This window comes from Priestia sp. BR_2 (assembly GCF_041954005.1).
In the GTDB taxonomy this organism is placed as follows: Bacteria; Bacillota; Bacilli; order Paenibacillales; family Paenibacillaceae; genus Paenibacillus_AQ; species Paenibacillus_AQ lautus_A.
In genome coordinates this window covers 1-2,172 of sequence record NZ_JAVFHM010000178.1, presented here as the reverse complement: position 1 = coordinate 2,172, position 2,172 = coordinate 1, and the positions used below count along the sequence as shown (strand labels likewise).

Annotated in this window: 3 protein-coding genes; 1 reads left to right on the top strand and 2 read right to left on the bottom strand. The window is 31.8% G+C overall.

Annotation, left to right across the window (positions count from 1 at the left end):
• The first annotated feature begins 450 nt into the window (after nucleotides 1-450).
• A complete protein-coding gene (locus RB298_RS08660; protein WP_486046807.1) occupies nucleotides 451-726 on the top strand; it encodes a GNAT family N-acetyltransferase in 276 nt (91 codons plus the stop codon).
• 661 nt (nucleotides 727-1,387) lie between these two features.
• Here the strand turns inward: RB298_RS08660 and RB298_RS08655 are convergent.
• Entirely contained in the window at nucleotides 1,388-1,834 is a 447-nt protein-coding gene (locus tag RB298_RS08655) for a GNAT family N-acetyltransferase (protein ID WP_328236499.1), read from the bottom strand.
• A 103-nt stretch (nucleotides 1,835-1,937) separates the two neighbouring features.
• The coding region (locus RB298_RS08650; protein WP_486046804.1) for a MarR family winged helix-turn-helix transcriptional regulator at nucleotides 1,938-2,172 on the bottom strand (235 nt) is incomplete at its 5' end.

Here is a 2,172-nt window from a genome sequence, read left to right as displayed (position 1 = left end):
TTTGCTTCTAGTAAGAAAATAGATAATAAAACCTATTAAAGCTAATAAAATCGTGAGAAAAATACTTAGGGGAAAATATAATGTATCTATTTTGAAGGGCAAGGCTTAGAAAAAGAAGACTACTGTATAGGGAGCAGTAGTCTTCTTTTTATTTTCAAGCTATGTATCATATACACCTCTAGCTAAACTAATGTACTTTTAAAGATACAAATTGAGGAGAGAATCAAAGCGATTTGTCGCAAGTTCAAGCTAAATAATACAAGGGCACTCCCTCCTGGAAAGGAAACACCCCATATCAATTAAAGCTAGGATAATATATCCTAAAGGCACCTTAGCCTTTAAGTAGGGGGACGATACAATTCGATGCTAGTCATTTAAAAAATTTATAAGTATTAAAAAAAAAGACATAATATAAAAAGCCTTATTTTAATAGAGGGAGGAAATATTAAAATGATTAGTATTAAAAAAGATACGAACACTTTTTATATAGGAGAGCAGGGGAAAAAAGATGCAGAAATACATTATGTTCCAACTGAAAAGGATAAAATTATAGTGGATCACACATTTGTTTCAGCAAGTCTGCGAGGTCAAGGAGTTGGAGAGGCATTAGTTAAAGAAATAGTCGAATTTGCCCGCGAAGAAGGAAAAAAGATTATCCCATCGTGTTCTTTTGTAAAAAATAAAATGGAGCATAATGAAGATTATCATGACGTTTTAGCAAGATGATTATGTCCCTATTAAGTCGACAGTAGTAGAAAGTCTTCTTCTTCAGCTTTCATGCTAGTAGTTGGTAGGAAGATGAATAAGAATCCTGTATATATAATGTATTTTCGGTTTACATAAAAAAGTTTATGGGAACTGAATACATGTGGTATAAAGCAAGTAAAAGAACAACTCTTTCAGCTGATTTTATAGATTGGTACAGGTTATAATAAATAGAACAAACGTACATATGCTTATAACAAGAAGTAAAATAAACTTCAGGGTTTTATAAATGAACTAAAAGAAAGTCTACTGAGAGCCACAGTAGACTTTCTTTTTTATGATGTATAGTTACTGACCATGTTAAACAAACTATTAATTACAGATACAGTTGCTAAAGAAACCCCAGCTTAGACAAAATAGGTGAGGTTTTCTTTTGTATACATAAGTTAAAAATACTTTGAGCAAACTATTCAAGATGAGTTGGATCATCACTTTACGACTACCTTTCAATAAACAAAAAAAGCTACTCTTGAGCTGGTAGCTTTTTTTGTTTTTTTATACTGTATATCGTGTAAAACGTTAGTTACCATAATCACCATTATCGGAAATAATTTCTCTATAGAACTACCCCTCAGTTTTCTAGATACACTGAAGGGGTAACCTTAACCCAAAGTATTGATTTTTAAATGTCTAATTCTAGCCATTCATCAGCTTCTTTAAAACCAAACTTTTTATATACAGGCCTACCTAACTTTGAGGCTCCAAGCCATATTTTTATAATACCTGCTGTTTTCGCTTCAGCAACTAGTTTAGTTAATAACTTAGTGGCAATTCCTTGTCCACGGTAACTTTCTTTCGTATACATATTGGTAATATAAGCCTTTTTACCACTCTTGTTGGTGTAGGTAGGTGGAAATTCATAAAAGGCGATAGCACCCGTTGCAATTATTTCTTCATTGTCTTCTACTATCCATTCAACTAGAGAACCATCGCTCATTTTATTAGTAAAGAACTCTTTTAGTTCCGTATCAATCTCTTGATTAGGCTCGATTCCTTCATCAACTAATTGTTTCTTTCTTAAATAAATCAATTGATCAATTTCATTGACAGTGGCTTTACGAAATTTCACCTTTTCATCATCCTTATCTCATATAAAATGGGGTAACAATATATTTTTTACCTGCTAACGGTTGTACCAATACCATCCGTTATGTAGCTAAAAATTAATGGTTTTAAGTGGAATATACATGTTTTATTTCTTCTCTTAATACAGAAAAAGCATCTATAATTTTCTGTTGTTCTTCCAACGAAAGTCGCTCTAGAATCATTTTTAACTTTTCTTCATCTAATTCTGTGTTTCGTTTCAAGACTTCTTCGCCGTAAGGAGTAAGTTTTACATAAACAATTCTCTTGTCATAAGCAGAACGTTCTTTTTCTAAAATCCCTTTGTTAATAAGTCTCTTAATA

Coding starts and splice junctions, on each gene's coding strand:
- RB298_RS08660 (WP_486046807.1), top strand. CDS start 451: ATGATTAGTATTAAAAAAGATACGAACACTTTTTATATAGGAGAGCAG.